This is a genomic window from Mycolicibacterium sp. MU0053, assembly GCF_963378095.1.
Taxonomy (GTDB): Bacteria; Actinomycetota; Actinomycetes; order Mycobacteriales; family Mycobacteriaceae; genus Mycobacterium; species Mycobacterium burgundiense.
In genome coordinates this window covers 3,628,098-3,650,248 of the sequence record NZ_OY726397.1, presented here as the reverse complement: position 1 = coordinate 3,650,248, position 22,151 = coordinate 3,628,098, and the positions used below count along the sequence as shown (strand labels likewise).

24 protein-coding genes are annotated in these 22,151 nt (G+C 68.1%); all 24 read right to left on the bottom strand.

Annotated elements, in window-relative coordinates; genetic code table 11:
- Positions 1-19 precede the first annotated feature (19 nt).
- Positions 20-319 carry an NADH-quinone oxidoreductase subunit NuoK gene (gene nuoK, locus RCP80_RS17240; protein ID WP_308478833.1) on the bottom strand — a complete coding sequence of 100 codons (300 nt, stop codon included), beginning with the start codon at positions 317-319 and terminating at the stop codon, positions 20-22.
- On the bottom strand, positions 306-1,025 hold the full coding sequence (locus RCP80_RS17235) for an NADH-quinone oxidoreductase subunit J (RefSeq protein WP_308478832.1): 720 nt from the start codon (positions 1,023-1,025) through the stop codon (positions 306-308). The genes nuoK and RCP80_RS17235 overlap by 14 nt, the downstream gene beginning before the upstream one ends.
- Positions 1,022-1,600, bottom strand: a complete 579-nt coding sequence (nuoI, locus tag RCP80_RS17230) for an NADH-quinone oxidoreductase subunit NuoI (protein ID WP_308482896.1) — start codon at positions 1,598-1,600, stop codon at positions 1,022-1,024. The genes RCP80_RS17235 and nuoI overlap by 4 nt, the downstream gene beginning before the upstream one ends.
- Complete coding sequence (gene nuoH / locus RCP80_RS17225; RefSeq protein ID WP_308478831.1) at positions 1,554-2,795, bottom strand: NADH-quinone oxidoreductase subunit NuoH; 1,242 nt, start codon at positions 2,793-2,795, stop codon at positions 1,554-1,556. Before nuoH ends, nuoI begins: the two co-directional genes overlap by 47 nt.
- On the bottom strand, positions 2,792-5,149 hold the full coding sequence (locus tag RCP80_RS17220; protein WP_308478830.1) for an NADH-quinone oxidoreductase subunit G: 2,358 nt from the start codon (positions 5,147-5,149) through the stop codon (positions 2,792-2,794). The genes nuoH and RCP80_RS17220 overlap by 4 nt, the downstream gene beginning before the upstream one ends.
- On the bottom strand, positions 5,146-6,528 hold the full coding sequence (gene nuoF, locus RCP80_RS17215; RefSeq protein WP_308478829.1) for an NADH-quinone oxidoreductase subunit NuoF: 1,383 nt from the start codon (positions 6,526-6,528) through the stop codon (positions 5,146-5,148). The genes RCP80_RS17220 and nuoF overlap by 4 nt, the downstream gene beginning before the upstream one ends.
- Positions 6,529-7,257 carry an NADH-quinone oxidoreductase subunit NuoE gene (gene nuoE / locus RCP80_RS17210; protein WP_308482895.1) on the bottom strand — a complete coding sequence of 243 codons (729 nt, stop codon included), beginning with the start codon at positions 7,255-7,257 and terminating at the stop codon, positions 6,529-6,531.
- 11 nt (positions 7,258-7,268) lie between these two features.
- Positions 7,269-8,579: an NADH dehydrogenase (quinone) subunit D gene (gene nuoD / locus RCP80_RS17205; protein ID WP_308478828.1), complete on the bottom strand. Its 1,311-nt coding sequence runs from the start codon at positions 8,577-8,579 to the stop codon at positions 7,269-7,271.
- A 1-nt stretch (position 8,580) separates the two neighbouring features.
- Positions 8,581-9,267: an NADH-quinone oxidoreductase subunit C gene (locus tag RCP80_RS17200; RefSeq protein WP_308478827.1), complete on the bottom strand. Its 687-nt coding sequence runs from the start codon at positions 9,265-9,267 to the stop codon at positions 8,581-8,583.
- On the bottom strand, positions 9,264-9,818 hold the full coding sequence (locus RCP80_RS17195; protein WP_308478826.1) for a NuoB/complex I 20 kDa subunit family protein: 555 nt from the start codon (positions 9,816-9,818) through the stop codon (positions 9,264-9,266). The genes RCP80_RS17200 and RCP80_RS17195 overlap by 4 nt, the downstream gene beginning before the upstream one ends.
- Before the next feature lie 2 nt (positions 9,819-9,820).
- Positions 9,821-10,180, bottom strand: a complete 360-nt coding sequence (locus tag RCP80_RS17190) for an NADH-quinone oxidoreductase subunit A (protein WP_308478825.1) — start codon at positions 10,178-10,180, stop codon at positions 9,821-9,823.
- Positions 10,181-10,365: 185 nt separating this feature from the next.
- Positions 10,366-10,761: an Rv3143 family two-component system response regulator gene (locus tag RCP80_RS17185; protein ID WP_308478824.1), complete on the bottom strand. Its 396-nt coding sequence runs from the start codon at positions 10,759-10,761 to the stop codon at positions 10,366-10,368.
- A 35-nt stretch (positions 10,762-10,796) separates the two neighbouring features.
- Positions 10,797-11,183 (bottom strand): nuclear transport factor 2 family protein, encoded by a 387-nt coding sequence (locus RCP80_RS17180; protein ID WP_308478823.1) that lies wholly within the window; start codon positions 11,181-11,183, stop codon positions 10,797-10,799.
- A 3-nt stretch (positions 11,184-11,186) separates the two neighbouring features.
- Positions 11,187-11,546, bottom strand: a complete 360-nt coding sequence (locus RCP80_RS17175) for a DUF6285 domain-containing protein (RefSeq protein WP_308478822.1) — start codon at positions 11,544-11,546, stop codon at positions 11,187-11,189.
- Entirely contained in the window at positions 11,543-12,484 is a 942-nt protein-coding gene (locus RCP80_RS17170) for a phosphotransferase family protein (protein ID WP_308478821.1), read from the bottom strand. Before RCP80_RS17170 ends, RCP80_RS17175 begins: the two co-directional genes overlap by 4 nt.
- Positions 12,481-13,719 carry an acyl-CoA dehydrogenase family protein gene (locus tag RCP80_RS17165; RefSeq protein WP_308478820.1) on the bottom strand — a complete coding sequence of 413 codons (1,239 nt, stop codon included), beginning with the start codon at positions 13,717-13,719 and terminating at the stop codon, positions 12,481-12,483. Before RCP80_RS17165 ends, RCP80_RS17170 begins: the two co-directional genes overlap by 4 nt.
- Positions 13,720-13,746: 27 nt before the next feature.
- Entirely contained in the window at positions 13,747-14,364 is a 618-nt protein-coding gene (locus RCP80_RS17160; protein ID WP_308478819.1) for a TetR/AcrR family transcriptional regulator, read from the bottom strand.
- Entirely contained in the window at positions 14,364-15,269 is a 906-nt protein-coding gene (locus tag RCP80_RS17155; RefSeq protein WP_308478818.1) for a hydroxymethylglutaryl-CoA lyase, read from the bottom strand. The genes RCP80_RS17160 and RCP80_RS17155 overlap by 1 nt, the downstream gene beginning before the upstream one ends.
- The gene (locus RCP80_RS17150; protein ID WP_308478817.1) at positions 15,266-16,471 is read right to left on the bottom strand and encodes a CaiB/BaiF CoA transferase family protein; all 1,206 of its coding nucleotides are present in this window, start codon (positions 16,469-16,471) and stop codon (positions 15,266-15,268) included. The genes RCP80_RS17155 and RCP80_RS17150 overlap by 4 nt, the downstream gene beginning before the upstream one ends.
- Positions 16,468-17,676, bottom strand: coding sequence for an alpha/beta hydrolase (locus RCP80_RS17145; RefSeq protein ID WP_308478816.1), 1,209 nt, complete (start codon positions 17,674-17,676; stop codon positions 16,468-16,470). The genes RCP80_RS17150 and RCP80_RS17145 overlap by 4 nt, the downstream gene beginning before the upstream one ends.
- Before the next feature lies 1 nt (position 17,677).
- Positions 17,678-18,781, bottom strand: a complete 1,104-nt coding sequence (locus RCP80_RS17140) for a homogentisate 1,2-dioxygenase (protein WP_308478814.1) — start codon at positions 18,779-18,781, stop codon at positions 17,678-17,680.
- 126 nt (positions 18,782-18,907) lie between these two features.
- The gene (locus RCP80_RS17135; RefSeq protein ID WP_308478813.1) at positions 18,908-19,471 is read right to left on the bottom strand and encodes a TetR/AcrR family transcriptional regulator; all 564 of its coding nucleotides are present in this window, start codon (positions 19,469-19,471) and stop codon (positions 18,908-18,910) included.
- A 26-nt stretch (positions 19,472-19,497) separates the two neighbouring features.
- Positions 19,498-20,715: an acyl-CoA dehydrogenase family protein gene (locus tag RCP80_RS17130; RefSeq protein WP_308478812.1), complete on the bottom strand. Its 1,218-nt coding sequence runs from the start codon at positions 20,713-20,715 to the stop codon at positions 19,498-19,500.
- A gap of 27 nt (positions 20,716-20,742) precedes the next feature.
- Positions 20,743-22,125, bottom strand: a complete 1,383-nt coding sequence (locus RCP80_RS17125) for an acyl-CoA dehydrogenase family protein (protein ID WP_308478811.1) — start codon at positions 22,123-22,125, stop codon at positions 20,743-20,745.
- Between the last annotated feature and the right edge of the window lie 26 nt (positions 22,126-22,151).

Genomic DNA, 22,151 nt, shown 5'->3' with positions numbered 1-22,151 from the left:
CACTCCCGTCACCACCTGATCAATGCCTCAGCAGGTGTGCGTCGTCGACGTTGGCGGATTGTCTGGTGCGGTAGATGGCCATGATGATCGCCAGCCCCACCACCACTTCGCACGCGGCGACCACCATGGTGAAGAAGGCGACCACCTGGCCGTCGAGCTGGCCGTGCATGCGGGAAAAACTGACGAACGCGAGGTTGCAGGCGTTCAGCATGAGCTCGATGCACATGAACATCACGATCGCGTTGCGCCGCAACAACACCCCCGCGGCACCGATGGTGAACAGCAGCGCCGACAGGTACAGGTAGTTATCGGGATTCATCGACACCCCCGTGCTCGAAGCCCCGGGGCACCAGGACATCGCTGACCGATAGCGCGGCCGGTGAGCCGTCGGGCAGCAGCGCGGGAATGTCGACGGCGTTGTGCCGCGCGAACACCCCCGAGCTGGGCAGCGTGGTGGGGTGGCCGCTGCCGCGGAAGCGTTCCTGGGACAGCTCGCGTTGGGTCTTGCGACGTCCGAGCCGCTCCCGGTAGGCCAGCACCATGGCCCCGAGGGCCGCGGTGATCAGCAGCGCACTGGTCAGTTCGAACGCCCACAGGTAGCGGATGAAGATCAGCTCCGCAATGCCCTCGACGTTGTAGGCGGGATCAAGTCCGGCCGCGGCGCCCGTCCAGCCGCTCGTCGACACCGTACCGATCCCGGCGATCAACAAAACCCCGAAGCCCAGCCCGGCAACGGCCGAGGCAACCCGTTGGCCGCGAATCGTTTCCACCAGCGACTCGGTGGAATCCACCCCGATCAGCATGACGACGAACAGGAACAGCATCATCACGGCGCCGGTGTAGACCACCACCTGGACCACGCCGAGGAACAGCGCCCCCTGGGCGACGTACAGGGCGGCGAGGCTGATCATGGTCGCGGCCAGGAAGATCGCCGAGTACACCGCCTTCGGGGCGGCCACCACGCCGAGGGCGCCGGCCACCGCGATCGCGGCCAGCACCCAGAACGCGATCGCCTCCGCGGTCATCGGGCGCCGCCGCCGACCGGGCCCTGGATCTCGCCCAGGACGTTGCCCAGGTAGTAGTCCTCGTCGGTGGCGCCCTCGGCCATCGCGTGCGGGGGAGCGGTCATCCCGGGCTGCAGCGGTGCGAGCAGTTTGTCCTTGCCGTAGATCAGGTCCGACCGGTTGTCGTCGGCCATCTCGTAGTCGTTGGTCATGGTCAGCGCCCGGGTGGGGCAGGCCTCGATGCACAATCCGCAACCGATGCACCGCAGATAATTGATCTGATACACCCGCCCGTAGCGCTCACCCGGTGAGAACCGCTCGGCCTCGGTGTTGTCGTCGCCCTCGACGTAGATCGCATCGGCCGGGCAGGCCCACGCGCACAGCTCGCAACCGATGCACTTCTCCAAACCGTCGGCGTACCGGTTCAATTGGTGCCGGCCGTGATAGCGGGACTCGGTGGGCAGCTTGTCGTCGGGATACTGCTCGGTGATGGGCTTCTTGAACATCGTTGACAACGTCACCCCGAAACCTGCGAGTGCGTCCAGAAATCTAGCCACGAACCTCCTCCTTGCTGGGGATCGGCGGGACCGGGAAATACGGTGAGCCCGTGCTGTCCGGACCGTCGGGGAGTCGCGGCGCCACGGCCTGCCGGCGGCGCCACCGGTGGGCGTTCCAGGACATCAGCACCAGCACCAGCACCACCGTGAACGCGAGGTAGATCGCGACCGTCAGCCAGGGCGCGGCGCCGTCGGCGCGCACCGTCTTGGTGGTGGCGACGGTCAGAATCCAGGCCAGCGACAGCGGAATCATCAGCTTCCAGCCCAGCGCCATGAACTGGTCGTAGCGGAGCCGCGGCAACGTCGCCCGCAGCCACATGTAGAAGAACATGAAGCCCCACACCTTGGCCACGAACCAGATCAGCGGCCACCACCCGCTGTTCGCGCCGTCGATCAGGCTGATCGGCCACGGTGCCTGCCAGCCGCCGAGGAACATGGTGGCGGCCAGCGCGGAGACCGTGGTCATGTTGATGTACTCGGCGAGCATGAACATCGCGAACTTCAGCGACGAGTACTCGGTGTGGAAGCCGCCGACGAGTTCGCCCTCGGCCTCGGGCAAATCGAACGGGGCGCGGTTGGTCTCCCCGACCATGGCCACCAGATACACGGCGAACGACGGCAGCAGCAGGAAGATGAACCAGGTGCGGTCCTGCGCGGCGACGATCTGCGAGGTCGACATGGTGCCGGCGTACAGGAACACCGCGACGAACGACAGCGCCATCGCGATCTCGTAGGAGATCACCTGCGCCGACGAGCGCAGCCCGCCGAGCAGGGGATAGGTGGACCCGGATGACCAACCCGCCAACACGATTCCGTACACCCCGATCGAGGTCACGGCCAACACGTAGAGCACGGCGACGGGGAAGTCGGTGAGCTGCAGCGGGGTGTGGTGGCCGAAGACCGACACCACCGGACCCATCGGGATCACCGCGAACGCCAGGATGGCCGGGATCACCGCGATGATCGGGGCCAGCAGGTAGATCGGCTTGTCCGCCCCCGCCGGGATGAAGCCCTCCTTGAGCGCCAGTTTGACCCCGTCGGCCAGCGACTGCAGCAACCCGTTCGGGCCCACCCGGTTGGGGCCGAAGCGCATCTGCATGCGGCCCAACACCTTGCGCTCGACCAGGATCGCGATCAGCACGGTGAGCACCAGGAAGACGAAGATCGCCACGGCCTTGGTCACGATCAGCCACATCGGATCGAGGCCGAAGATTCCGGGATCGGGATGCGTCACGAGGCGTCGCCCCGTTCGATGTGCACCACGTCGCCGGAGACAGCCCCCAGCTGTCCGGTCACCGCGCTGCCCGGGGAGTTCATCGGCAACCACACCACCCGGTCGGGCATCTCGGCGAGCAGCAGGGGCAACGAGATCGAACCGCGGTCGGTGCGCACCGTCACCACCTCGCCCGGCGCGACGCCGATCTCGGCGGCCGTCGCGGCCGACAGGCGCACCACCGGTGGGCGTGCGGTGCCGGCCAGGTGCGGCTCGCCGTCCTGTAACCGGCCCGCGTCCAACAACATTCGCCACGTTGCCAGCACGGCCTCGCCGGGACCGGGCGTCGGGTGTCGCGCCGGGGTCGCCGGGGTGGCCGGGCGCTCGCCGCGCCACGCCGACGGCTCCGAATCCTGCAGGGCGAGGTCGACGCCGAGCTCGTCGGCCAGGGTCTGCAGCACCCGCGAATCCGCGGTGGCGTTGCTGGCCAGCGAGGCCTCGAACGGTCGGGCCCGGCCCTCCCAGTTCAGGAAGGCATCCGACTTCTCCACCACCGGTGCCACCGGGAACACCACGTCGGCCAGCGCGGTGACCTCGCTGTGGCGCAGTTCGAGGCTGACGACGAACGGGGCCGCCGAGATGGCCAGCCGCGCGGCCACCGGGTCGGGCAGGTCGGCCAGTTCGACGCCCCCGATCAGCAGGGCACCGAGATCGCCGGCGCCCGCGGCGGCCAGGATCGCGGCGGTGTCCCGGCCCGCCGCGGCCGGCAGCGCGGTGCTGTGCCAGGCGTCGGCGACCGCGGCGCGGGCCCGCGGGTCGGCGACCGGATGTCCGCCGGGCAGCAGGTTGGGCAGGCAACCGGCCTCCAGGGCGCCGCGTTCCCCGGCGCGCCGTGGCACCCAGGCCAGCCGCGCGCCGGTGGCCTCGGCCAGTCGGTCCACCGCCGCGTAGCCGCCGGGACTGGTGGCCAGCCGTTCGCCGACCATGATGATCGTGCCGTCGGGTAACTCCGGGGCGAGCGCATCGAGTGCCGCGGCCTCACCCCCGGGCGGGGCCATGACCAGCCGCCCGTTCATCTTGGTCAGGCCGAGGCTCGCGAACGGTGCCACCGAGAGCACCGCCAACCCGTTTTTGCGTGCGGCCTTGCGCAGCCGCAGGAACACGATCGGGGATTCCTCCTCGGGCTCCAGCCCGACCAGCAGCACCGCCGGTGCCGACTCCAGATCGGCGTAGGTCACCGTCATCGGGCGACCGGCGATCCGGGCGGCCAGGAACTGCGCCTCCTCCGCGCTGTGCGGACGGGCTCGGAAGTCGACGTCGTTGGTGTCGAGCACCATGCGGGCAAAGCGGCTGTAGGCCAGCGCATCCCGGACACCGACCCGGCCGCCCACCAGCACGCCGGCCCGCCCCACCGCGGCCGCCAAACCGGCCCCGGCGACGCCGATCGCCTCCGACCACGAGGCCGGCCGCAGGGCGCCGTCATCGTCGCGCAGCAGCGGAGTGTGGATGCGGTCGCCCTGGGTGGCGTAGGTGAACGCCCAGCGGCCCTTGTCGCAGTTCCATTCCTCGTTGACCTCCGGGTCGTCGCCGGCCAGTCGCCGCATCACCTTGCCGCGCCGATGGTCGGTGCGTTGCGCGCACCCGGAGGCGCAGTGCTCGCACACGCTGGGCGAGGACACCAGGTCGAACGGCCGCGCGCGGAACCGGTAGGCGGCCCCGGTGAGCGCACCGACCGGACAGATCTGCACGGTGTTTCCGGAGAAGTAGGAATCGAAGGCGTCGCCGGGTGCGATCCCGACCTGCTGCAGCGCGCCGCGTTCCAGCAGTTCGATGAACGGGTCACCCGCGATCTGCTCGGAGAACCGGGTGCAGCGCGCACACAGCACGCACCGTTCCCGGTCGAGCAGCACCTGGGCCGAGAGGTTGATGGGCTTCGGGAAGGTGCGCTTGACGTCGGTGAACCGGGATTCGGCCCGGCCGTTGGACATCGCCTGGTTCTGTAGGGGGCATTCCCCGCCCTTGTCGCACACCGGGCAGTCCAGCGGGTGGTTGATCAGCAGCAGTTCCATGACCCCGTGCTGGGCCTTGTCGGCCTCGGCGCTGGTGTGCTGGGTGCGTACCACCATGTCGGGGGCGACCGCGATGGTGCACGACGCCATCGGCTTGCGCTGGCCCTCGATCTCCACGATGCACTGCCGGCAGGCTCCGACCGGCTCCAGCAGCGGATGGTCGCAGAACCGCGGGATCTGCACGCCCATCAGTTCGGCAGCGCGAATCACCAAGGTCCCCTTGGGTACCGAGACCTGGACGTCGTCGATGGTCAGCGTGACCATTTCGACCGGCGGGGCCTCGGAGCCGTATTCGGCGAGGGTCATGCGCCCACCTCCTCCGGTGCGACGAGCATCGATGCGTGCGGATCGAACGGGCACCCACCGTGCAGATGGGCCTCGTACTCGGCGCGGAAGTACTTCAGCGACGACTGGATCGGCATCGCGGCCCCGTCACCCAGCGCGCAGAACGACTTGCCGAGCACGATGTCGGAGATGTCGAGCAGCTTGTCGAGGTCTTCGGCGGTGCCGCGGCCGCTTTCCAGGCGTTCATAGATCTGCTTGAGCCAATAGGTGCCCTCCCGGCACGGGGTGCACTTGCCGCAGGATTCGTGGGCGTAGAAGTCGGTCCAGCGCGCCACCGCGCGCACCACGCAGGTGGTCTCGTCGAAGATCTGTAAGGCCTTGGTGCCCAGCATCGAACCGACGCCGGCCACCCCCTCGTAGTCCAGCGGCACATCGAGGTGTTCGGCGGTCAGCAGCGGGGTCGAGGAACCGCCGGGGGTCCAGAACTTCAGTTCGTGACCGGCGCGCACGCCGCCGGCATAGGACAGCAGCTCGCGCAGCGTGATGCCCAGCGGGGCCTCGTACTGGCCGGGCGTGGTGACGTGCCCGGACAACGAGTACAGCGTGAACCCGGACGATTTCTCCGAGCCCATCGACTTGAACCAGTCCACGCCGCGGAGCACCACCGGCGGCACCGAGGCGATCGACTCGACGTTGTTCACCACCGTGGGGCACGCGTAGAGTCCCGCGACGGCGGGAAACGGTGGGCGCAAGCGGGGTTGGCCGCGCCGACCCTCGAGTGAGTCCAGCAGCGCGGTCTCCTCACCGCAGATGTAGGCGCCCGCACCGGCGTGCACGATCAGTTCCAGATCGAATCCGGTTCCGCCGATGTCGCGGCCCAGGTAGCCGGCCTCATACGCCTCGGCGACCGCGGCCTGCACGCGGCGCAGCACGGGGACCACCTCGCCGCGCAGATAGATGAACGCGTGTCGGGCCCGGATCGCGTACGCCGCGATGATCGCCCCCTCGATCAGAAAGTGCGGGGTGGTCAACATCAGCGGAATGTCTTTGCAGGTACCGGGTTCCGATTCGTCGGCGTTGACCACCAGGTAGTGCGGTTTGGTTGTCGCCCGGCCTCTTCCTCGCGGAACTACACCGCTCGTCGAACCGGGCGGTTTGGCGCCGGGACCGGTGTCGTCCTGCGGGATGAACGACCACTTGGTCCCGGTGGGGAAGCCGGCGCCGCCGCGCCCCCGTAGCCCCGAGTCCTTGATCAGGGCGATGACGTCATCGGGATCCATCGCCAACGCCTTGTCCAGGGCGCGGTAGCCGTCGTGATCCCGGTAGGTCCGCAGCGACCAGGGTTCATCGACATCCCAGAACCGGCTCAGCACCGGGGCCAGGGGCGTCGGGTTCGTCATTCAGTCTCCCGTTTCCGTCATGCCGAGCGCCTGGGCCACCCGCAGACCCGCCAGCGTCGCGGGTCCCGGGCCGGACCGGTCGGGTTCGCGGTCCGGGTCGGGGAGTCCGGCCAGGGTGCGGGCGGTTTCGGCAAAGGAACAGATCCGGCCGCCGCGGGTCGCGGTCACCGGTTCGTCGGCCCGCAGCGCGTCGACGAGTTCGCGTGCGCCGGCGGGGGTTTGGTTGTCGAAGAACTCCCAATTCACCATGACCACCGGTGCGTAGTCGCAGGCGGCGTTGCATTCGAGGTGTTCCAGTGTCACCTGGTCGTCCTCGGTGGTCTCGCCCGGCCGAACGCCGAGGTGGGCTTCCAGCGTCTCCAGGATCGCGTCGCCGCCCATGATCGCGCACAGCGTGTTGGTGCAGACCCCCACCAGATACTTGCCGGTGGGGTTGCGTCGGTACATCGAGTAGAACGTGGCCACGGCGGTCACCTCGGCGTCGGTGAGGCCCAATTGCGCTGCGCAAAAAGAGATTCCGGCCGCGGTCAAGTAGGTGTCCTGGGACTGCACCAGGTGCAGCAGCGGCAGCAGTGCCGAGCGCGAGTGCGGGTACCGGGCGATGATCACCGCGGCGTCCGCGGCGAGCCTGGCCGCCACCTCGGGCGGATAGGTCAGCGGACCACCGATGGGCGGCCCGGGCTCGTCCGGGCGCGGACCCAGCGTCAGATCGACCGTGCGGTTGTTGATCGGTTGGCTCGTCAACGGTCCACCCCGCCCATGACGGGGTCGATAGAGGCCACCGACGCAATCAGGTCCGCGACCATGCCGCCTTCGCACATCGCCGCCACCGCTTGCAGATTCGTGAACGACGGGTCGCGGTAGTGCACGCGGTAGGGGCGGGTGCCGCCGTCGGAGACCATGTGCACGCCCAGTTCCCCCCGCGGGGATTCGACGGCGACGTAGCACTGTCCGGCCGGCACCCGGAAGCCCTCGGTCACCAGCTTGAAGTGATGGATCAGACCCTCCATGGACCGGCCCATGATCCGGGCGATGTGCTCGGGACTGTTGCCCAACCCGTCGGTCCCCAGCGTCAGATCGGCGGGCCAGGCCAGCTTCTTGTCCTCGATCATCACCGGGCCCGGCCGCAACCGGTCGAGGCACTGCTCGACGATCCGCAACGACTGCTTCATCTCCTCGACCCGGATCACATACCGGTCGTAGCAGTCGCTGTTGGATCCGGTGATCACGTCGAAGTCGTAGGTCTCGTAGCCGCAATACGGTTGGGACTTGCGCAGATCGTGCGGCAGACCGGTGGCGCGCAGCACCGGGCCGGTGACGCCGAGGGCCATGCAGCCGGTCAGGTCCAGAAAGCCGATGCCGACGTTGCGGGCTTTCCAGATCGGGTTGTCCCGCAGCAAGGCCTCGAACTCGGCCAACCGGCCCGGCAGCAGTTCCAGCAGTGCGGCCACCTGGTCGGCGCCGCCCTCGGGCAGATCGGCGGCCAGCCCGCCGGGACGGATGTAGGCGTGGTTCATCCGCAGGCCGGTGATGGCCTCGAACACCGTCAGCACTTCCTCGCGCTCGCGGAATCCGTAGAACATCGCGCTCATGGCCCCGAGTTCCATGCCGCCGGTGGCCAGCGCCACCAGATGGCTGGAAATCCGGTTGAGCTCCATCAGCAGCACCCGGATCACGGTGGCGCGCTCGGGAATCTGATCGGTGATGCCGAGCAGCTTTTCGACCCCGAGACAGTAGGCGGTCTCGTTGAAGAACGGTGAGAGGTAGTCCATCCGGGTGACGAAGGTGACGCCCTGGGTCCAGTTGCGGAACTCGAGGTTCTTCTCGATCCCGGTGTGCAGGTAGCCGATTCCGCAGCGGGCTCCGGTGACGGTTTCGCCCTCGATCTCCAGGATCAGCCGCAGCACGCCGTGTGTGGACGGGTGTTGCGGCCCCATGTTGACCACGATGCGTTCGCCCGCGGTGCCCTGCGAGGCCTCCCTGGCCAGCGCCACGATCTCGTCCCAGTCCTGGCCGCCCAGCGTGACTGTGTGTTCCCTGATGTCGGTCATCTCAGTGGTAAGCCCTCCGCTCGTCTGGGGGCGGGATCTGCGCGCCGTGGTATTCCACCGGCACACCGCCGAGCGGATAGTCCTTGCGCTGCGGGTGCCCGACCCAGTCGTCGGGCATCTCGATGCGGGTCAGCGCGGGATGTCCGTCGAAGATGATCCCGAAGAAGTCGTAGGTCTCGCGTTCGTGCCAGTCGACGGTCGGATACACCGAATACAGCGAGGGCACATGGGGGTCGGAGTCCGGGCAGGTCACTTCCAGCTGGATGCGCCGGTTGTGGGTGATGGACAGCAGCGGATACATCGCGTGCAGTTCGCGGCCCTCGTCGCCGGGGTAATGCACCCCGGACACGCCGGCACACAACTCGAACCGCAGGCCGACGTCGTCGCGTAGGGCCTGGGCCACCACCGGCAGGCGTTCCCGGTGGATCTGCAAAGTCAGCTGTTCGCGGTGGACGACGATGCGCTCGACGGCGGCCCTGAACTCGGTGCCGAGCACCTCGGCCAGCCGGTCGACGACCTCGTCGAAGTACCCGCCGTAGGGGCGGGGGCTGCTGCCGGGCAGCGCCACCTCCCGGATCAGTCGCCCGTAGCCGGAGGTGTCGCCGGTGCCCTCGGCCCCGAACATGCCGGTGCGCACGTCGATGACCTCGGGCTCGGCGGGGTCGTAGTGCGGGTTTCGGTTGCTCATCGCAGCAGCCCCTTGAACTCGATGGTCGGTGGCGACTCGAGCGCGGCCCGCTCGGCGGCGGCCACCACCTCGTCGCGGTGTACGCCGAGGGGCATCTCGGCGATCTTGGCGTGCAGCGTCAACAGCGCGTGGAGGAGCATCTCGGGCCGCGGTGGGCAGCCGGGCAGGTAGATGTCGACCGGGACGACGTGGTCGACGCCCTGCAGGATCGCGTAGTTGTTGAACATTCCGCCCGAGGACGCGCAGACCCCCATGGCCAGCACCCATTTGGGCTCCATCATCTGGTCGTAGACCTGGCGCAACACCGGGGCCATCTTCTGGCTCACCCGACCCGCCACGATCATCAGATCGGCCTGGCGCGGCGTCGCCGAGAACCGCTCCATGCCGAAACGGGCGATGTCGAACCGCGGGCCCGCGGTGGCCATCATCTCGATGGCGCAGCAGGCCAGCCCGAAGGTCGCGGGCCACAGCGAGCCCTTGCGCACGAAGCCGGCGGCCTTCTCCACGGTGGTGAGCAGAATCCCGCCGGGAAGTTGCTCCTCGAGTCCCATGTTCAGTCCCAGTCCAATCCGCCGCGGCGCCACACATACGCATACGCCACGAACACCGTCGCCATGAACAACCCCATCTCGATCAGCGCGAACGTGCCCAACTGGTCGAATGCCACGGCCCACGGGTAGAGGAAGACGATCTCGATGTCGAAGATGATGAACAACATCGCGGTCAGGTAGAACTTGATCGGGAACCGGCCGCTGCCGGCGTCCTGCGGTGCGGGTTCGATACCGCACTCATAGGCCATCGCCTTGGCCCGGTTGTCGCGCCGGGGCCCTATCACCAGCGCGATCCCGACCGAACCCACCGCGAAGGCGGCCGCGATGGCCCCCAAAACCAGGATGGGCGTATAGAGCTCCATGAGTACTGCTGCGCTCCCTCGCTCGGGCTGTCGATGTGAGCTACCACACAGCCTAGCGATCTTGGCCGTCGCTCCGACGCGTTTTGGCTAGGATCGAAACAACGGCGCGGCCCAACTCCATGAAGTGCGCTCCCGCGCGAATCGGTAAGGGCCGCAGATAATTTCGCGGTGATGGCGGCCGGCGGTCAGGCCGGCGCTCGGCGCAGCAGACCCACCACGGCTTCACCCAGCTCAATGGGGTCGATCGGCTGTGTCACAGCGGCCTCCGCGCGCGACCAATTCGCCAGCCAGGCGTCGTCTCGACGCCCCGTCAGCACCAGAATCGGCGGGCACACGTCCAGCTCGTCCTTGAGTTGTTTGGCGATACCCATTCCGCCTGCGGGGGTGGCCTCGCCGTCCAGGATGGCCAGGTCGATGCCGCCGGCGTCCATCTGCTGGATGACCACCGGCTCGGTGGCCACCTCGAGATAGCTGAGTTCGGGCAGATCGGGATGGACCCGCTTGCCCAGCGCGAGCATCACCTGCTCACGAGTGCGGGGATTGTCGCTATAGACCAGGACGCGCACCGGACTGTCCGACATGGGGCCGATGCTACGGCCACGGTCGCCTTCTCGGGCTACATCAGCGCAGCCATGTCCTTGGGATCGAAGTACTCGTCGATGCGGCTGATCAGACCGTTGGCCGCCAGTTTGATCACGATGCACACCCGCAGCGCGATTACCCCCTCATTGGTGCCGGTCGCGTGCAGGATGTGCTGCTGGACGAAACCGCCCTCGAAGACCTGCCGGTCGAGGATCTCGTAGCGGCGCTCGACGGTGCGGTTGATGAACCAGCTGATCACCCGCAGCGCGCGGGCGCGGTCGTTGTCGGCGGCGTCACCGCTGTGCCAGACGGCGATGTCGTCGTTGAACAGTTTTTCGATCATCGCGATGTCGGTCTGTTCGATGGCCCGGAACAGCGTGTCGGCCACGTCGATGATCGCGGGTTCGTCGGTGACGGGCATCGCTCACTCCTGTTCGTAGCCGGGATGTGCGGCGGCGAGCCGATGGCGTACCACCGTCCGCAGACCGGTCAGCACGTCGTCGCTGCGGTCGTCGAGGTCACCGCGGCGGATCGCCGCGGCCAACTCGGCCTCGTCGGCGGCTCCCAGCCGATTCACAGCGGCGACGACGGCTGCGGCGCCGTCGGCCCCGGTCAGTTCGCGCGCCACCATCCGCAGCGCGTTGGCCGCGACGCGGGCGTGGAAGTTCACCTGGCTGTCGCCGCCGGCGCGATCTGGGCGCGTTGCCTCGCGCACCTCGCCGTCGAGGAAATCGGCCACGGCGCCGACGAGTTCGGCCGCGGTGGGCCGGCCGTGCAGGTTCATGGCGTCTCCATCAGGTTGAGCAGGTCCCATTCCGTCTCGCAGACCCGGCGACCGATCGTCGCCAGCTCGACCGACGGGGTCTGGCCGGAGAGGTGACGCTGCGCCTGGAACCGGCAGATCACCCCCCAGCGCAACGTGGCCAGCACCAGCCACCAACGGAATACGGCCCGGTCGATCCGGGCCCCGCCGGCCGCCTCGTAGGCGGTCAGGAGGTCCTCGATGCTGCCCAGCCCGCCGGCGGCCAGCTCCTTCGGCGCACCGAACCGCCAGGCCCGGATGCAGAACCAGGCCAGATCGTCGGCCGGGTCGCCCGCGTGCACCAGCTCCCAGTCGAGCACCGCGGCCAGCTCCGACCCGGCGACGATCAGGTTTCCCATCCGGAAGTCGCCGTGCACCAGCACCGCTGTGCTCGCGGCCGGGCGATGGCGATCCAGCCAACGAAACGCGTACTCGAAGGTGGCCGTGGTGTCGCCGGTGCCGTCCAGTTCCGCGCGGATCTGTGCGACCGGGTCGCCGGCGGTGAGGCCCGCTTCGGCCGGGTCGATCCGATGGATCTTGGCCAGCGCGTCCGCGCATTGCCGCAGCAGGCTCGCGCGGCCGGCGTCGTCGAGGCCGCGGTAGATCCGGCGGACGATCGTCTCGCCACCGATGGCGGTGCAGATCAGGTACGGGTTGCCCAGTGGCTCAACGGAGTTCGACGCGGTGATGATCTCCGGCACCGGCGCGCCCCGCCCGGCGGCCAGCGCCTGCACGCGAGCCTCCAGTTCCATGCTCGCGTGCACTTCATCGGGCGGACCGGTGCGCAGGATCAGCGACCGGGCCCCGGATCCGGTGCGGGCGGTGAAAGACCAGGTGGCGCGGCTCGCCCCGCCGGTGAGCCGGGTCAGGTCGTCGATCTCGGCGTCGAGGATGGCGCCGAGCGCCGGGGCCAGGCTCATTTACGTCCGAACTTGAGCATGCGCTGCGCGACCCGCCGGATCTGAATCTCCTCGGCGCCCTCGGTGATTCGGTAGCGACGGTGGTGTCGATAGATGTGCTCGAACGGCTCGTGCCGGCTGTACCCGAGGCCGCCGTGGATCTGCATGGCGCGGTCTGCGGCCTCACACACCAGCCGGTTGGCGCGATAGTTCGCCATCGAGACCTTGTCGGAGACCTCCATGTGGTTCTCCCGATCCAGCTGCCAGGCGGCGTAGTACACCAGCAGTCGCACCATCTGCGCCTCGGTCTGCAACTCCGCCAGTGGCCACTGCACGGCCTGGTTCACCGACAGCGGCTTGCCGAACACGATTCGTTCCCCGGCATAGGCGGCGGCCCGGTCGATGCAGTACTGCGCGGCGCCCAGGCTGCTGGCGGCCTGCCGAATACGGTTCTCGTGCAGGAACGTCTGCCCCACCTCGAGCCCGTGATCGACCTCGCCGAGCACCGCGTCGAGGGGGATGCGGACGTCGTTGAGTTCGACCTCGGCGTGGTCGCTGGGCATGTTGAAGGTCCACCAGTAGTAGGGCACGTTGAAGCCCTCGGCGTCGCAGGGCACCAGGAACGCGGTGATGCCGGTGGCCTGCCCGGCCTCCCCGGAGGTCCGGGCGAAAATCAGGTCGTGGGTGGCCCGGTGCACCCCGGTGTTCCAGCGCTTGGTGCCGTTGATCACCCAGCTGTCGCCGTCGCGGACCGCGCGGGTCTCCAGCCAGGTGGCGTCGCTGCCGTGGTTCGGCTCGCTCAGACCGAAGGCCATCGACTTCTCGCCGGTGATCAGCGCCTGGCACCAGTCCTTCTTCTGCTGCTCGGTGCCGAACCGCGACATCATGATCACCTGCGGGAAGTTGCCGACGATCGACGACTCGTCCTGCAGGTCGTTGTGCAGCCCGAGGCCCTTGTGCGCCAGGTGTTCCCGGATCACGGCCATGTCCACGTTGCTGCCGTCGCGACCGCCGAACTCCGACGGCAGGCCGTAGCGCAGCCAGCCCGCCTTGTCGGCGCGGCGGCGCATCTCGTCGAGCAGGTCCTCCCACTCACGGTTGGGAATGCCGCCGTTGCCGAGATCGGTGCGGGCGAACTCCCGGCGCCGGTCGAAGTACTGCATGTTCTCGCGTTCCAGCGGCTTGATCTCGGCTTCGATGAAGGCATCCATCTCGGCGAGCAGACCGGGCAGGTGATCCGGCAGAGTGAAATCCACGACTGAACTCCTCGGTTTGAGCTATGGCTAGCGACCGTACAGCGTCTTCTGCCAGATGGTCGCCAGGGTGCGCACCGCATCCTCGTCGGTGCAGCGCACACCCAGTGCGGCCGCGTCGGGCCGCAGGTAGACGGTGGTGAACTGTTCGAACATCAACGCGATCGCGAGCGCCACGTGGTCGGGGTCGAGGTCGGCGGCATAGCCCTGGGCGCGGGCGGCGCGGATGGACGCGCGCACGATGTCCATCCCGAAGCGCCGAAATTCGTTCTGTACCTGGGCGAAGCGGGGCTGACCGGCCCCGAGCTGGTCCACGGCCACCATGATCCCGATGTTCTGCTTGAACATGTTCCAGTATCCGGTCACCGCGACGGTGAAGAAGTCCTGGTCCTCGGGGGATTCGGGCAGCCGCAGCTCGGAGCCGGACGGTGCCAGGATGTCCTGGAGGAAGCCTTGGGCCAGCGCCGCGAGCAGATCCTCCTTGTCGTCGAAGTAGCGGTAGAACACCGCCGCGGACTTGCCCGCCGCTGAGGTGATGTCGGCCAACGTGGTGCCATGAAAGCCGCGTTCGGCGAACAGCTTCCGGGCCGCCTGCTCGATCGCGGCCCGGGTCTGCTGCCCCTTGCTCGACAGCGTGCGAGGTGTCATCAGGACAGGATCCGGTCCCCGGCCCGCAGCAGCGAGCTGGGCAGTTCGTGGCCGATGACCCGTTGCGCCACCGCGGCGGCCTCGATGGCCTTGGTGAGGTCGACCCCGGTCTCGATGTCGCTGTCGCGCAGCAGGTAGACCAGGTCCTCGGTGGCGATGTTGCCGCTGGCCCCGGGCGCGAACGGGCACCCGCCGAGACCGCCGATCGCGGCGTCGAGGCGGGTGACGCCGGCTTGCACGGCCGCATACGCGCTGGCCAGCCCCGCGCCGCGGGTGTTGTGGAAGTGTGCGCCCAGCGGGGTGTCGCCGACGATCGGCTGCACCCCTGCCAGCAGTGCGCCGACCCGCCGGGGGGTGGCGGTGCCGATGGTGTCGGCGATCGCGATGCGGTCGACACCGACCCGGCAGGCCGCGGTCACGATGTCGAGGACCCGCTGCGGCGGTGTCGGCCCGTCGAACGGGCAGTCCCACGCGGTCGCGACGATGACCTCCAGGGTCGCGCCGCCGTCGCGGGCGATCTCGAGCACCTCGGCAATCGCGGCGGTGGCTTCCGCGGTGCCGCGTCCCACGTTGGCGCGGCTGTGCGAATCCGCCGCCGACACCACGTACTCGATGGAGTTGAGGCCGGCGGCCAGCGCCCGGCGGGCGCCGTTGGGGCTGGCGACCAGGGCGGAGAATTCCACGCCGTCAAAGCGTTTCAGCTCGGTCGCGAACTGTTCGGCATCGGCCAACGCGGGAACCTTCGAGGGCGAGACGAACGCGGTCGCCTCGACCTCGCGAACGCCGGTGGCCACGACCGCCTCCAGCAGTTCGATCTTGGCCGCCAACGAGATCGGTTCTTCGATCTGCAGACCGTCGCGCAGGCAGACCTCGCGGATGGTGACGTGGGCGGGCAACTTGCTCATAGCACTCCTTCGTCCCGCAACTGCTCGAGTTCCTCGGCGCTGCGACCGAGCAGACCGCGGTAGATCTCGTCGTTGTGCTGTCCGGGTCGGGCCGACCCCGCGGAGCGGATGGTGCCCGGGGACTCGGAGAGCACCGGGACCACGCCCGGCCCCTTGACGTTGCGGCCGATCCGTTCGTCAAAGTGGTCGGCGATCATGCCGCGCGCGTTGAGTTGCGGATCGGCGACGACCTCGGCGACGGTGTTGATGGGCCCGGAGATCACCCCGGCCTTCGACAACGTGTCGATGATGTCGGTGGGCGTCCGGAGGCCGGCCCATTCGCCGATGATCTTGTCGAGTTCATCTTGATTGCGTCCGCGCGCAACGTGATTGACGAACCGGTCGTCGGTGGCCAGTTCCGGCTGGCCCATCGCGTCGCAGAGCCGGCGGAACACGGTGTCCTGGTTCGCGGCGATCACCACCCAGCTGCCGTCGGAACTGCGGTAGATGTTCGACGGTGCGATGCCCTCGAGCCGGGTGCCCGACGGGCCGCGCACCACGCCGCCGACGTCGTAGTCCGGGATGGTGGATTCCTGGATGGCCAAGCAGGATTCGGTCAACGCGGCGTCGACGACCTGGCCGGTCCCGGTGACGGTCCGGCGATACAGCGCGGCCAGCGCGCCCTGGGCGGCGAACATGCCGGCCAGGCTGTCGCCCAGCGACAGCGCCAGCCGGGGCGGCGGACCACCCGGGAAGCCGTTCATGTGCCGCAAACCGCTGGCGGCCTCGGCGACCGAGGCGTAGCCGGCCTTGTGCGCCTCCGGGCCGGTTTGGCCGTAGCCGGAGATCCGCACCAGGATGATGCCCGGATTGCGTTCGGACAGCACGTCATAACCCAGGTTCCACTTCTCCAGCGTGCCGGGCCGGAAGTTCTCGACGATGATGTCGGAGCGTTCCACCAGGTCCAGGAACAGTTCGCGCCCCCGGGCTGCGCGCAGGTTCAGCGTGACGGCCTTCTTGTTGCGGGCGTGCACCGTCCAGAAGAAGTGCTCACCGTCGAGTTCGGCCTGTCCCCAGGTGCGCAACGGGTCCGGGGCACCGGGCGGTTCGATCTTGACCACCTCGGCGCCCATGTCGCCGAGCAGCCGACCGGCGAACGGCCCGGAGATCAGCGTGCCGACCTCGATGACCCGAATGCCGCCCAGCGGTCCGGTCACCGTCATGAGGGTTCCTGCGAGAAGCCGTGCCGGTGCAGCCAATCGGTGCAGATGCCCACCGCCTCGCGCAGGGTGTCGCGCTGATCGGGGCCGGCGTAATAGTGGTTGGCGCCGGCGATCTCGTGCATCTCCTTGTCGGGGTGCCCGATGGCTTCGAACAGCCGGCGGGTGTGGCTCGGGGTGCACGCATCGTCGGCCAGGTTTCCGATCACCAGCGCCGGGATGGCGATGTCGGGACCCGCCTTGACCGCGTCCCCGTTGGCGTCGTCATAGCTCCACTGGGACAGCCAGCTGCGCAGCGTGCAGAACCGGGCGAGCCCGACGGGCGAGTTGTTGACCACCTGGGGGTCGCCCAGATAGCAGGTGCCGGGCTTGCGGTCGTTGGGATCGACGCTGGGGTCGAGCCAGCGCGGGTCGGCCATGGTGCCGTGCACGACGAAGGCGAACTCGGCGGTGTCCGCGGCGGGACCGCCGCTCGCTTTGAGCTCCGCGAGCTTCTCCTTGACCCACTTCGTGATTCGCCGGTTTCTGGCGATCTGGGCCGCCCGGTAGCGCTCCAGGAACTCCGGCGAGTACGGCGGCTGATTCGGATTCTCGGGGTTGTAGAGGTCCAGTTCGGGATAGCGCTTGGTGGGGTCGGACTCGTCGAGGATCGAGGCGTCCAGCCATTCGGTCATGGTGCCGTGCCGGCTGACGTGCGCCGCCAGCAGCATGATGCCGTCGGCCGGGATCAAGCCGAGCTTGGTCAGGTCGGGGCCGTCGCCGGACGGACTGGCGGTCACCGTGGGGTGCTGGGCCTGCTGCTGATAGAACACCGACAGCGAGCCGCCACCGCTCCAGCCGGCCAGCACCACCTTGGCGTAACCCAGGCGGTTCTTGGCGTCCTTGATGCACTCGCCGAGATCCTCGACCACCTTCTCCATCAGCAGCGCGGAGTCGGTGCCGCGGAATCGGCTGTTGCAGTAGATGACATGGTGGCCGGCGCGGGCCAGCCCGTTGATCATCGGCAGGTAGGCGCCGCCGCCGATCGGATGCATGAAGATCAGGACGGTATCCGACGGCTTGTCCTTCGGCTTGAGCAGGTAGCTCTCCAGTACCACCAATTCGGCAACCCCGCCGTAGACGTCGCGTACAGCCGAAGTGTTCTGATAGGCAACCAGATACGGGATGCGCTCGTAGGCGTGCTTGACCGGCGCTTCGGTTGTCGTCATGTCAGTGTTGTCCCAGATCGTTGGCGAGGATTTCGGGCGAGGGGACCAGGCGACGGCGGGTGTCGACCGCGATCACCGACCAGTCCACCCGGTCGTAGTCGTCGAACTTGCGCCGGGCCCGCTCCCGCGCCTTCTCGGGCGCGCCGTGGTGGACGCCCTGCGGCGCATGGGAAACCAGGCCCGGGGGCATCGGAATGCCGTAGAGCGTCCCGCCGTGGAAGAACGCGATCTCGTCGTAGTCGACGTTGCGGTGATACCACGGGGTGCGTTCGGTGCCCGGGACGGTCTCGGCGGGCTTGGGCAGGAAGTTCATCACGTAGACACCCGTGGCCTGCATGAACAGGTGCACGGTGGGAGGCAGGTGAACGCTGTCGGAGGTGATGACGGTGTAGTCGTCGATGTTGAAGGTGAACGGGAAGTTGTCACCGCGCCAGCCCTCGACGTCGAGCGGATGATGTTGGTAGAACAGCGATGTCGGCCCGCCCTCGTGCATGAGCCGCACCTCGTACTCGCCGTCGACCTGTGGGCCCTCGCCGTCATCGATGGGCTGCGGGTCCGGGATGACCGCCTGCGCCGGGTCGAAGGGGAAGTGTCGACCGAGGGTGCCCGCGGGCGGGACCCGGAACTCGTCGGTGGCCTGGATCATCAGCAGGGTGGTCTCTTCGGCCGGGAGTTGCCGCCAGGTGCACGCCTTCGGGATGTAGATCCAGTCGCCGGGGCGGTAGTCCAGCGGCCCGAGTTCGGTCTCCAGGCGTCCCGAACCCTGGTGGACGAAGCACAGCAGATCGCCGTCGACGTAGCGGACGAAGAACGGCATCTGCTCGGTGCGCCGGCTCAGCAGCACCTGACAGTCGGCGTTGGAGAACATCAACAGCGGTGCGCCGTGGGCATCGGTGGCGTCGCCGGGCTTGAGTTCGGAGCTCAGGACGTCGGTGGGACGCAACGGACCGACACTCCGGTAGGCGGTGGGATCGTTGCGCCGGTACATGTTGGCGGTCCGGCCGACGAATCCGCCGCGACCGAGCTCGTCGTCCTTGAGCCCGTCGAGATCGGCGTGAATGCGCTTGGGGGTTTTGCCTTTGCGCAGGTGGACGAACGATTCCATGGGGACAGCTCCTACTCGCGTGAAAGTAAAACTGACTTTACTTTCAGCTCCGCGCACCCGTCAAGACCCCCGCGGTTTCGGCGCGCTTACCCGCGCTCAGCGCCGGTAAGCGCGCCGGAATCACGGTCAGGGCCGCAACATGAACTCGAGGAACCGCTCCCGCTGCGCGGCGGTGAGCGGATGCGTCTTGCGACCGGCGATCTGCAGAAAGCCGATGCCCGCGGCGAAGGTCGTCTGCGCCCGGAGTTCGGCCTCCGCGGGGGAGAAGCCGAGGTCCAGAAACGCCTGACGCACCGTGCGGAGCACCCGTCGGTCGGCGGCATCCACGCCGGCGGCCACGCTGTCGTCATTGCGGGCCCATTCCCGCATCGCGCGTTCGAGTTTCCAATGCCGCGGGCTGACCAGCGCCGTCACCAGCATCGACAGCCGTTCGGCCGGTTCGCGGTCCTGAATCTGCTGGTAGACCCGGTGTTCCTCGCCGCGCTGCTCGGCCCAGGCTTCGATCAGCGCACCGCGATACCCCGCCATATCGGTGAAATGCCAATAGAAGCTGCCCTTGGTGACGCTCAGGCGCTGGCAGAGCCGGTCGACCTTGAGGGACTGCCGGCCCTCCTCGGCCAGGATCGTGTAGCCCGCCTGCAACCAGTCCTGCACCGACAGTCGGGTGCTGCCCGGTTCGCGGCTCGCCATGACTGGCAGCCTACGTCGAACCGGTGCTACTTCAGCTCGGTGGAGGACAGTCCGAGCAGCCGACGCGCGACCACCAGTTGCTGGATTTGTTGCGTGCCTTCGAAGATGTCGAGGATCTTCGAGTCCCGCGCCCACTTCTCCAACAGCGTCTGCTCGGAATAGCCAGTGGTGCCTGCCATTTCGACTGCCTTGAGGGTGATGTCGCTGGCCACCCGGGCGGCCTTGGCCTTACCCATCGAGGCTTCCTTCGAGTTCGGGATCCGGTTGTCGGCCTGCCAGGCGGAGCGCACCGTCAGCAGATAGCCGGCCTCCCAATCGGCCTCCATGCGCAGGAACTCGGCGGCCGGCGCGCTCTGCGCGTGCGCGGGTTTGTCGTAGGAGATCTCGATACCGGCGTCGGTGAGGATCTTGCGCAGTTCCTCGAGCGCGGCGCGGGCCACTCCGACGGCCATCGCCGCGACAATGGGACGGGTGTTGTCGAACGTCTCCATGACGCCGGCAAAGCCCTTCTCCACGTGGATCTCCGGGTCGCCCAGCAGGTTCTCCTTGGGGATCCGGGCGTTGTCGAACCGGATCACCGCGGTGTCGGAGGCCTTGATGCCCAGCTTGTTCTCGAGGCGCTCGACGATGACGCCCGGATGTTCGCGCGGCACGATGAACGACTTGATGGCCGCGCGGCCCTTGGACTTGTCCAGCGTCGCCCACACCACGATGTGGCTGGCGCGGGACCCCGCCGTCACGAAGATCTTCTCGCCGTTGATGACGTACTCGTCGCCGTCGAGTTTCGCTGTCGTCGACACCGCCGCCGAGTCCGAACCGAAGCTCGGCTCGGTGATCGCCATCGCGGCCCAGACGTCCTTGCCCAGCCGTTCGAGCTGTTCCGGGGTGGCCACCGAGGAGATCGCGGCGTTCCCCAGTCCCTGCCGCGGCACCGAGAGCAGCAGCGCGATATCGCCCCAGCTGATCTCCAGCGCATTCAGCAACGCGGACATGTTGGCGCCGTTGACATTTGCCTTCTTGCCGGTGGCCCCGGAGTCGGCGAACGCCTCGGCCCCGGCGAAGGAGATGGTCTTGGCCTCCGAGATGCCCTCGAACAGGTCGGCCAGCGTGTCGAGTTCGACCGGGTAGGCGTGTTCCTTCAAGTCGTATTTGCGGGAGATGGGCCGAAGCATCTCGGCAGCCCCCTGGTGGCCCTTCTCGATGACGGCCTGGAGCTTCTTCGGCATTTCCAAATTGATTGCCATGGCAGTTCTTCCGTTCGTTGGAGGCCGTTAGAGGACGACAACACCCTCGGCGACACCGATGGCGCGCAAATCGCGGTACCAGCGTTCAACCGGGTGTTCCTTGGTGTAGCCGTGACCGCCGAGCAACTGCACGCCGTCGAGGCCGATCTGCATGCCCTTGTCGGTGCCGAGCTTGCGGGCCAGCGCGGCTTCGCGGGCAAACGGCAGGCCCTGGTCAGCGCGTGCGGCGCCACGCCAGGTGATCAGGCGCAGGCCGTCGAGTTCGATGGCGATGTTGGCGCACATGAATGCCACGGACTGCCGGTGGGCGATGGGCTCGCCGAACGCCTCGCGCTCCTTGATGTAGGGAACCACGTAGTCGAGCATGGCGTGGGAGGTGCCGACTGCCAGTGCGGCCCAACCCAATCGGGACAGTGCGATGGCCTCGGAGTAGTTACGGTCGTGGCTCTGCTCGGCGATGTCCTCGCCGAGGCGGGCGGACAACGGCACGCTGACCTTGTTCAGGTGCACCTGACCCAGCGCCGCGGCACGGATGCCCATGCTGGGATCTGCCTTGACCGTGAGGCCCGCGGCGTCGGCCTCCACGATGAACAGCGTGGGCTTGCCGTTGAACTGCGCGGCGATGATGAACACCTCGGCGTCGGCGGCGACAGGCACCAGCGATTTGACGCCGTCGAGGCGGTAGCCGCTCGGGGTGCGCACCGCGGTGGTCTTCAGCGCGGTCGGATCGAACAGCGGTTGCGGTTCGGCGATGGCCAGACAGGCCTGCGGGACGTTCTCGCCCGCGAATTCCTTGAGGTAGGTCGCCTGCTGATCGGCGCTGCCCCAGTGGGTCAGCGCGGCGGCGACACCGCCGGGGGCCAGGATCGGCAGCGCCAGGCCCATGTCCCCGTAGGCCAGCGCCTCGGCGACGAGCGCGTTGGTGACCGTCGACCGGCGTTCGGCGATGCCGTCGAAGCTCTCGGGGATGTTGATGGCCGTGATGCCCAGTTCGGCGGCCCGGGCCAACAGGTCGGGGGGATAGCTGGCCGCGTCGTCGGCGTCGGGGGCCGCGGGCCGCAGAATCTCCTCGGCGAACTCCTTGACCGTCGCCACGATCAGCTGCTGATCGTCATCGGGCGTCAGGTCGAAGTAGTCCGAGCCCTTTTCGGGACGGGCGGCTTCCAGCCGGGTCGGCGCCTTGCCGAGGCCCTGGATCCGCTTGAACTGCCGCGTGGAGGCCCCGGCCGCCGAGAACGCCGTCTTGACGCCGTAGCGCAGGCCACGATTCAGCGGATCGCGCAGGTTGTATTTGTCCAGAAACTCCTGGCCGATGATCGGGGTGATGAGTGCCAGCCCGATATCGGTCGCGGTGCGCTTGTGCTTCTGCAGACCGACGGCGCTCTCGTGGCGGGTGGGGTTGGTGGTCATGTGTCAGCAGCCTCAAGGGGTTGGGA

Bases quoted from the DNA above. Each gene is read 5' to 3' on its own strand.
- nuoK (WP_308478833.1), bottom strand. From the start codon at position 319: ATGAATCCCGATAACTACCTGTACCTGTCGGCGCTGCTGTTCACCATC.
- RCP80_RS17235 (WP_308478832.1), bottom strand. From the start codon at position 1,025: ATGACCGCGGAGGCGATCGCGTTCTGGGTGCTGGCCGCGATCGCGGTG.
- RCP80_RS17220 (WP_308478830.1), bottom strand. From the start codon at position 5,149: ATGACCCTCGCCGAATACGGCTCCGAGGCCCCGCCGGTCGAAATGGTC.
- nuoF (WP_308478829.1), bottom strand. From the start codon at position 6,528: ATGACGAACCCGACGCCCCTGGCCCCGGTGCTGAGCCGGTTCTGGGAT.
- nuoD (WP_308478828.1), bottom strand. From the start codon at position 8,579: ATGACCGACATCAGGGAACACACAGTCACGCTGGGCGGCCAGGACTGG.
- RCP80_RS17200 (WP_308478827.1), bottom strand. From the start codon at position 9,267: ATGAGCAACCGAAACCCGCACTACGACCCCGCCGAGCCCGAGGTCATC.
- RCP80_RS17195 (WP_308478826.1), bottom strand. From the start codon at position 9,818: ATGGGACTCGAGGAGCAACTTCCCGGCGGGATTCTGCTCACCACCGTG.
- RCP80_RS17190 (WP_308478825.1), bottom strand. From the start codon at position 10,180: ATGGAGCTCTATACGCCCATCCTGGTTTTGGGGGCCATCGCGGCCGCC.
- RCP80_RS17185 (WP_308478824.1), bottom strand. From the start codon at position 10,761: ATGTCGGACAGTCCGGTGCGCGTCCTGGTCTATAGCGACAATCCCCGC.
- RCP80_RS17180 (WP_308478823.1), bottom strand. From the start codon at position 11,183: ATGCCCGTCACCGACGAACCCGCGATCATCGACGTGGCCGACACGCTG.
- RCP80_RS17175 (WP_308478822.1), bottom strand. From the start codon at position 11,546: ATGAACCTGCACGGCCGGCCCACCGCGGCCGAACTCGTCGGCGCCGTG.
- RCP80_RS17170 (WP_308478821.1), bottom strand. From the start codon at position 12,484: ATGAGCCTGGCCCCGGCGCTCGGCGCCATCCTCGACGCCGAGATCGAC.
- RCP80_RS17160 (WP_308478819.1), bottom strand. From the start codon at position 14,364: ATGACACCTCGCACGCTGTCGAGCAAGGGGCAGCAGACCCGGGCCGCG.
- RCP80_RS17155 (WP_308478818.1), bottom strand. From the start codon at position 15,269: ATGAGCAAGTTGCCCGCCCACGTCACCATCCGCGAGGTCTGCCTGCGC.
- RCP80_RS17150 (WP_308478817.1), bottom strand. From the start codon at position 16,471: ATGACGGTGACCGGACCGCTGGGCGGCATTCGGGTCATCGAGGTCGGC.
- RCP80_RS17145 (WP_308478816.1), bottom strand. From the start codon at position 17,676: ATGACGACAACCGAAGCGCCGGTCAAGCACGCCTACGAGCGCATCCCG.
- RCP80_RS17140 (WP_308478814.1), bottom strand. From the start codon at position 18,781: ATGGAATCGTTCGTCCACCTGCGCAAAGGCAAAACCCCCAAGCGCATT.
- RCP80_RS17135 (WP_308478813.1), bottom strand. From the start codon at position 19,471: ATGGCGAGCCGCGAACCGGGCAGCACCCGACTGTCGGTGCAGGACTGG.
- RCP80_RS17130 (WP_308478812.1), bottom strand. From the start codon at position 20,715: ATGGCAATCAATTTGGAAATGCCGAAGAAGCTCCAGGCCGTCATCGAG.
- RCP80_RS17125 (WP_308478811.1), bottom strand. From the start codon at position 22,125: ATGACCACCAACCCCACCCGCCACGAGAGCGCCGTCGGTCTGCAGAAG.